The sequence below is a fragment of the Marivirga sp. genome, assembly GCF_024636815.1.
GTDB lineage: Bacteria > Bacteroidota > Bacteroidia > Cytophagales > Cyclobacteriaceae > Marivirga.
Genome location: NZ_JAGXGF010000043.1, coordinates 1 through 7,051, shown reverse-complemented (window position 1 = coordinate 7,051; position 7,051 = coordinate 1). Strand labels below are relative to the sequence as shown.

Sequence of the window (7,051 nt, the reverse complement as noted above, 5' to 3'; positions counted from 1 at the left end):
CAAATGCGCCTCGCCTGTAGTAGGACAAATCGCCAATAATTTTGCCGTTCCTTTTTTGTGAGTCCTTCTTTTATCTCTTCTGGTTCTGGATATTTTTCTCTTAGGATGCGCCATTTTATTCTAAATTTTAATTCTTATTTCTTTTTATTTAAATCTTTCAATGCTGCCCATCTTGGGTCTATATTCTCTTCTTCCTCTTCAATTTCTTCGCCAGCATCATCTATATAAACATAATCATTATGTTCTTCGTCTTCTTCAATTTCATCAGGGTGCAGTTTTTTCAAAGGTATTTGTAAAGCAATAGTTTCATAAATAAAATGTCCCACATTAATCACTTGCGTGTTTTTTGTGATAACCATTACATCCTCTTCCAATTCTTGCTCCTCTTCCCCATATTTATACAACAACTTTTTGTTGATATCTATGGGGTACTGAAAAGGTTCCAGACTTCTGTCACTAATTAAATCAACATAACCTGAGAAATCCAAATTCAACTCCATCAGATTTTCTCTTTTATCCAACAGAAGTTGTATTTTCACCTTCCCGCTTTCCACAAAACCTCCTTCAAATTCACTGAAAAAGTCCTTGTCTACTGCGTATTCGTATTCATGTTGCTTGTTATCAAGCTTATAAACCTGAATGTCGAAATCCTTCAACTTTTCCATCCCATTTGAATTAAGAGCGCAAAGATAAAAATATTATTTGATATTACTAAACTGCTTTAAGAATATTCTTTTCTATTCTTTATGATATCGATTGCCAAGAACAAGGCTTGCCGCATAGAAGTTTCATCTGCTAAGCCTTTTCCTGTTAAATCATAAGCGGTTCCATGATCTGGAGAAGTTCTCACAAAAGGAAGTCCGGCTGTAAAATTAACACCATTTGAAAAGGCCAATGTTTTAAAAGGAATTAAGCCTTGATCATGATACATCGCCAAAACGCCATCAAAATTTTTATATTGCTGGTTTCCGAAAAATCCATCCGCAGGAAAAGGACCAAAAACCAATTTTCCATTTTCTTTTCTTCTTTCGATTAATGGTTTGATCATTTCCTCTTCTTCACTCCCTATCACTCCCCCATCTCCAGCATGTGGATTTAATCCTAAAACAGCAATTCTAGGCTTTTTTATGCCGAAATCATGCTTCAATGATTTCTCTAAAACATCCAGTTTACTGTCAATCTTTTCTGCAGTTATCTTTTCACTCACTTCCTTAATTGGAATGTGACCAGTCACTACCCCCACTCTTAAATCGCCATCTACCAAGAGCATCAAACTATCCTTTACTCCTGCCTGTTGAGCGAGATATTCAGTATGACCTGCGAATTTAAATTCTTCTGACTGTATGTTGTGTTTATTAATAGGTGCGGTAACAATTGCATCAACCTTACCTTCTAATGCATCTTCCACAGCTTTTTTAATGCTTATAAAGGCATATTTCCCAGCTTCTTCAGAAGATTGTCCCATAGTGATGTTCACCGTTTCTTCCCACAAATTCAAAACATTGAGTTTTTTATCACTTAATTCTTCCAGATTTTTCAATTGAAAATAATTGAAATCCCGAATATTTAATGCTTTTCTATAGTAGGAAAGGATTTTACCGGAACCATAGACCACAGGAGTCATCATTTTTATAATTCTTGGATCCTCCAAAGCTTTGATGATCACTTCAGGGGAAATACTGTTCACATCTCCGATGGTAATGGCAATAGTAGGTTTATTGAGTTCTTCCATATCTTAAATACGCGCTTGAAGTCGAATTCTAAAATAATTATGATTAAATTCTGTGCAATTTAGTTTTTTTTTATCTGCTTTGAAAAATGAAGGGAGTTCGAGCAAAAAAACATTTAGGGCAACATTTTTTAAAAGACCAAAATATAGCCCAAAAAATAGTGGAAAGCCTTAACGGTCATAATAATTATAAAAAGCTATTGGAAATTGGTCCGGGCACTGGTGTACTCACTAATTTTTTAATAGAAAAGGCTGAATATGAGTTACTTTTTATGGATGTTGACCAGGAATCAATCGATTATCTTCAGAATCAATATCCAGACTATAAAGATAAAATCATCAAAGAAGATTTTTTAAGGATTGATTTAGGCCATTACTATAAGGAGCCTTTTGGCATCATTGGTAATTTCCCGTACAATATTTCTTCACAAATATTTTTTAAAGTGTTGGAATACAGAAACCAAATCCCTGAGGTGGTGGGCATGATTCAAAAAGAAGTAGCTGAACGCATAGCAGCAAAAGAAGGAAATAAAACTTATGGGATTTTAAGTGTATTGCTTCAGGCATATTATGATGTAGAATATCTTTTTTCGGTGCCACCTAATGTTTTTAATCCTCCACCAAAGGTAACATCAGCCGTTTTACATTTAAAAAGGAATAAAACTCAAACTTTAGACTGCGATGAGAAGTTGTTTTTTAGGGTTGTAAAACAAGGCTTTAATAATAGAAGAAAAACTTTAAGAAATGCTTTAAAGAGTTTCGACTTATCTACTGAAATAAAGTCCTTAGATTTGTTGGACAAACGTGCCGAGCAACTGACCGTTAATGATTTTGTAGAATTGACAAACCACATTGCTAATGGAGAATCTTGAGGAAAAAGAGCATATTGACCAATTTGAGCTTTCTAAAGAATATTTAGAGAAATTACAGCTTGCTATAAATGAGCATGATGATAATTTTATTAAAAGTACATTAGAAGGTACCAATCCTGCTGATATCTCTACCATTATATTGGAATTCGATACAGAGGAATCACGATATGTATTGGATATACTGGAAAACGAAGTCAGTGCTGAAGTCATTAATGATTTAGATGAAGATGTCCGGTCAAAGTACTTAAAGGAATTTAATACTTCCGAAATAGCTGCAATGCTGAATGAACTAGATTCAGATGATGCGGTGGATATTATTAATGAGCTCCCTTTAAAAGACAGAGAAGAAGTAATAGCTTCTTTAGAAAATAAAGAAAAAGCTAAAAATATTTTAGACCTCTTGCGCTATGAAGAAGATGTAGCAGGGGGGTTGATGGCAAAAGAGCTGATTAAAGCCAATGAAAATTGGTCAATTAATCAGTGTATAGAAGAAATTAGAAGACAAGCTGAAAACGTAGAGAAAATCTACTCAGTTTATGTAGTTGATGATCAAAATATATTGTTAGGAAGAGTATCTTTAAAGAAAATCATTTTAGCTGATGATCATTTAAAAGTGAAAGACCTTTATGATGAGGACGTTATTTCTGTAGAAACCTATATGGATGAAATGGATGTAGCTGAGATTATGAGAAAATATGATTTGGATGCAGTTCCTGTTGTGAATGTTCAAGGTAAATTGATGGGACGTATTACCATTGATGATATTGTGGATGTCATTACCGAATTAGCAGAAGAGGAAAGACAGATGATGGCTGGTATTTCCGAGGATGTTGAGGAAGATGATAGTGTCTGGATGCTGACTCGAGCTCGTTTACCTTGGCTTATAATCGGTATGTTCGGTGGACTTTTAGGCGCTCAATTTATAGGTGTTTTTGAGAAAGATATTTTAATGGTTCCAGCCATGGCATTTTTTATTCCACTGATTACGGCAACAGGAGGAAATGTAGGGATACAATCTTCATCCATAGTGTTGCAAAGTTTGGCTAGTAAATCCGTTTTTGACGATTCATTTTTTAAGAGAATCACAAAAGTATTGGCAGTTGCCATTTTAAATGGAATTGTAATAGCTGGAATAGTAATGGGCATGAACCTTATTTTAGGTCAAGAAATCAAGTTGGCAATTGTGGTTTCAATTGCTTTATTTACGGTGGTTTTATTGGCCTCTTTTATGGGAACGGTCACTCCTTTAGTCCTTGATAAATTAGGCATCAATCCTGCTCTGGCAGCTGGTCCTTTTATTACCACAGCAAATGATTTATTAGGATTGTTGGTTTATTTTTCCGTGGCCCATTTCCTTCTAATATAATATAAAAAATGAAAGTACTCATTATAGATGAAATGCATGATAGCATCACATCTTTGTTGAATGATATCAACTTAGAAGTGGATTATATGCCCCAAATAAAGCGTCCTGAAATCATCTCAATAATTGAAAATTATGAAGGGCTAATTGTAAGAAGCAAAACTCCTGTAGATGCAGAGTTATTAAAAAATGCAAAAAAATTAAAGTTTGTAGCTCGAGCTGGGGCAGGTGTCGATAATGTAGCGGTAGATGAATTAGAAAAAAGAAATATTCAGCTTATCAATGCACCAGAAGGTAATAGAGATGCATTAGCTGAACATGCAATGGGTATGTTACTGTCCCTTTTTAATAAAATCAATACTGCAGATCAAGAAATAAGAAGTGGGATATGGGACAGGGAAGGTAATAGAGGGGTTGAGCTAATGGGCAAAACTATTGGGTTATTGGGTTTTGGCAATATGGGACAAGCTTTCGCAAAAAGACTTAGTTCATTTGGTTGTGAAATTATTGCTTATGATGCTGAGAAGACTGGTTTTTCAAATTCCTTTGTAAAGGAAGTAAAGCTTGAAGAACTTAAAGAAAAATCACAAATTCTCAGTTTACATATCCCATTGAATTCCCAAAACAAGAGTATTGTGAATTATGAATTCCTGTCGGAGTTTCAGAAAATAGACTACATCATCAATACATCAAGAGGAGAAGTTTTAATCTTAAAAGATTTATTAAGATTACTTCAGGAGAAGAAAATAAAAGGAGCAGCATTAGACGTATTGGAGAATGAAAAAATCAATTCCTTAATCAAGGATGAACTATATATTTTCCAAGAACTTACAAAGTTAAACCAAGTAATTTTAACTCCCCACGTAGCAGGCTGGTCTTTTGAATCTTACGAAAAAATAAATAAAGTTTTAAGCCGGAAAATTAAATTATTGGTCGAAAAATAATAATTTAAACAGTTTTAGATATACAAAGATTACAAAATACCTATAAATTAGAGGACAGAAATCTAATGAAAATTAGTATAGCATATGAGCAGAAGTGAACTAAAGATCAAAGTACAAGAAAGAATTAAAACCATAACAAAGAAGCCAATTTTAACTTCCGTTATAGTACTTATATTCCTTGCTGTCTTAGTTGTCGGACTAAGCTTACCCTATTATTTAGAGAACTTTCGTGATTTCTTTAAAGAAGTTCTGGCGGAAGCGCACGGTATGCTTTTTGATATTGCTATAATAGGTATTTTAATTTATTGGCTGAGAGAAAACGGGGAAAAACAGCTTCGAATTAAAATGTATAAAGATGAAATCGATGATTTCCGTCAGTGGGAATCAGAAGAAGCAGCTTTTAGAACTGTGGGTAATATCAAAAGATTAAACAGACATAAGATTACGGAAATCAATTTGGTAAATTGCCATATGACCAAAACCAATATGAGTCATGTTGACCTTAGTGGTTCTAACCTTAATTCATCAAATTTTAGTCATGCCAATGCTATAGAGTGTAATTTTTCAGGCACCAGGGCTAATCAAACTAATTTTGAAAATGCTAAAATGAACCAAGCAAATTTTGAAGGCGCATTTGCTAGTGGCGCAAACTTTAAGGATACCTTCTTAATTAAAGCCAACTTTAAAAATGCATTTCTTATTAAATCTGATTTCTCCAATGCTTATTTAATGGAAGCGGATTTGAGTAATTGTCATCTTACCGGAGCTTCATTTGATGAAGCCAGCCTTTATAAAGCAAACTTAAAAGGCGCAGAAGGAATAACTGCTAGTCAGTTGAAAAATGTTAAAACACTTTATTTAGCTGAACTTGATGATGATATTAAAAGTGAGATTCAAGAGAAATATCCAGAACTTTTAGGTAAATAGGACGTTAGCAAATCATCTTGTTTTCAATGCAAAAATCTTTTATATTTGCATATATAATAAGAAACAAGATAAACGGCTCATGCAAAACTGTGCCGTTTTTTATTTTATAAAAATCTCAATTTTTAATAACGATGAGTAAAGTATCATACTATACAGAAGGAGGTTTAAAAAAAATGAAGGATGAGCTCCATCATTTAAAAACCGTAGAAAGACCGAAGGCTTCAGCAGATATAGCAGAAGCCAGGGATAAAGGAGACTTAAGCGAGAATGCAGAATATGATGCTGCTAAAGATGCTCAAGGTTTACTTGAAATGAAGATATCACAGTTAGAAAATGTGGTGGCCAATGCTAGAGTCATCAAAGAATCTGATGTGGATACTTCCAAAGTTGGCTTATTAACCAAAGCCAAAATTAAAAACAAAAAGAATGGCATGGAAGTGACTTATACTATGGTTTCAGAAGAAGAAGCGAATTTGAAAGAGGGTAAAATCTCTATCAAATCACCAATCGGCAAAGGAATTATGGGTAAAAAAGTAGGAGATATTGCTGAAGTAGATGCTCCTGCCGGCAAAATGGAATTTGAAATTTTAGATATTAGTATATAATTATAATTAACGCTGGCTCATAGACTTTTGAATTAAATCATTTGTTTTAGAGCCAGCAAAATCTTTAAATTAAATTTACATGGCCAGTATATTCACCAAAATCATCAATAGAGAAATTCCGGGACATATAGTAGCTGAAAATGATGACTATATCGCTTTTTTGGATATTAATCCATTGGTTCAAGGACATGTCTTAGTAGTTCCTAAACAAGAAACTGATTATATCTTTGACCTTGAAGATGATGTGCTTTCCGGCTTACATCTATTTGCAAAAAAAGTAGCGAAGTCCATCGACAAATCTATAAAGTGTTTGAGAGTTGGAGTAGCTGTAATCGGTCTTGAGGTTCCTCATGTACATGTTCACTTAATTCCAATGAACTCCATGGATGATATCAATTTCAGTAAAGGGAAATTAAATCCTTCAAATGATGAGTTGAAAGAGGTGGCCGAAAAAATTAAATGGAATTTATAGTGCCCTAAAAAAACCGTAGTAAATCAATTACTACGGTTTTCCTTTTAAAGATTAAATCATCTCATTCATTCAATTTCAACATCTTCCACATTTCTAAATACAATCTCTCCATTTTCCATTTCAATCAGCACTGTACTGT

The 7,051-nt window shown here is 33.8% G+C and carries 9 protein-coding genes; 6 read left to right on the top strand and 3 right to left on the bottom strand.

Annotated features, from left to right (window positions below):
• The 3 genes from rpmF to pdxA form a co-directional block, all read right to left on the bottom strand.
• Positions 1-114, bottom strand: a 114-nt coding sequence (gene rpmF, locus Q0L29_RS03595; RefSeq protein ID WP_296619162.1) for a 50S ribosomal protein L32, incomplete at its 3' end; no start/stop codon positions are given.
• 20 nt (positions 115-134) lie between these two features.
• The gene (locus Q0L29_RS03590) at positions 135-665 is read right to left on the bottom strand and encodes a DUF177 domain-containing protein (protein WP_296619160.1); all 531 of its coding nucleotides are present in this window, start codon (positions 663-665) and stop codon (positions 135-137) included.
• Between the two features lie 56 nt (positions 666-721).
• Positions 722-1,732: a 4-hydroxythreonine-4-phosphate dehydrogenase PdxA gene (gene pdxA / locus Q0L29_RS03585; protein WP_296619158.1), complete on the bottom strand. Its 1,011-nt coding sequence runs from the start codon at positions 1,730-1,732 to the stop codon at positions 722-724.
• Between the two features lie 86 nt (positions 1,733-1,818).
• On the opposite strand from pdxA, the gene rsmA reads away from it, so the two are divergent.
• The 6 genes from rsmA to Q0L29_RS03555 all read left to right on the top strand — a co-directional run bounded on the left by rsmA (position 1,819) and on the right by Q0L29_RS03555 (position 6,912).
• Positions 1,819-2,601 carry a 16S rRNA (adenine(1518)-N(6)/adenine(1519)-N(6))-dimethyltransferase RsmA gene (rsmA, locus tag Q0L29_RS03580; RefSeq protein ID WP_296619156.1) on the top strand — a complete coding sequence of 261 codons (783 nt, stop codon included), beginning with the start codon at positions 1,819-1,821 and terminating at the stop codon, positions 2,599-2,601.
• A complete protein-coding gene (gene mgtE / locus Q0L29_RS03575; protein WP_296619155.1) occupies positions 2,588-3,967 on the top strand; it encodes a magnesium transporter in 1,380 nt (459 codons plus the stop codon). The genes rsmA and mgtE overlap by 14 nt, the downstream gene beginning before the upstream one ends.
• Before the next feature lie 8 nt (positions 3,968-3,975).
• A complete protein-coding gene (locus tag Q0L29_RS03570; protein ID WP_296619153.1) occupies positions 3,976-4,908 on the top strand; it encodes an NAD(P)-dependent oxidoreductase in 933 nt (310 codons plus the stop codon).
• A gap of 84 nt (positions 4,909-4,992) precedes the next feature.
• Complete coding sequence (locus Q0L29_RS03565; protein WP_296619151.1) at positions 4,993-5,835, top strand: pentapeptide repeat-containing protein; 843 nt, start codon at positions 4,993-4,995, stop codon at positions 5,833-5,835.
• A gap of 131 nt (positions 5,836-5,966) precedes the next feature.
• Positions 5,967-6,440, top strand: a complete 474-nt coding sequence (greA, locus tag Q0L29_RS03560; protein ID WP_296619149.1) for a transcription elongation factor GreA — start codon at positions 5,967-5,969, stop codon at positions 6,438-6,440.
• A gap of 79 nt (positions 6,441-6,519) precedes the next feature.
• Positions 6,520-6,912, top strand: a complete 393-nt coding sequence (locus Q0L29_RS03555) for an HIT family protein (RefSeq protein WP_296619147.1) — start codon at positions 6,520-6,522, stop codon at positions 6,910-6,912.
• Positions 6,913-7,051: the final 139 nt, after the last annotated feature.

What these genes read in the sequence shown, in the direction of transcription:
- rsmA (WP_296619156.1), top strand. Translation starts at nt 1,819, where the DNA reads ATGAAGGGAGTTCGAGCAAAAAAACATTTAGGGCAACATTTTTTAAAA.
- Q0L29_RS03590 (WP_296619160.1), bottom strand. Translation starts at nt 665, where the DNA reads ATGGAAAAGTTGAAGGATTTCGACATTCAGGTTTATAAGCTTGATAAC.
- Q0L29_RS03570 (WP_296619153.1), top strand. Translation starts at nt 3,976, where the DNA reads ATGAAAGTACTCATTATAGATGAAATGCATGATAGCATCACATCTTTG.
- Q0L29_RS03555 (WP_296619147.1), top strand. Translation starts at nt 6,520, where the DNA reads ATGGCCAGTATATTCACCAAAATCATCAATAGAGAAATTCCGGGACAT.
- pdxA (WP_296619158.1), bottom strand. Translation starts at nt 1,732, where the DNA reads ATGGAAGAACTCAATAAACCTACTATTGCCATTACCATCGGAGATGTG.
- Q0L29_RS03565 (WP_296619151.1), top strand. Translation starts at nt 4,993, where the DNA reads ATGAGCAGAAGTGAACTAAAGATCAAAGTACAAGAAAGAATTAAAACC.
- mgtE (WP_296619155.1), top strand. Translation starts at nt 2,588, where the DNA reads ATGGAGAATCTTGAGGAAAAAGAGCATATTGACCAATTTGAGCTTTCT.
- greA (WP_296619149.1), top strand. Translation starts at nt 5,967, where the DNA reads ATGAGTAAAGTATCATACTATACAGAAGGAGGTTTAAAAAAAATGAAG.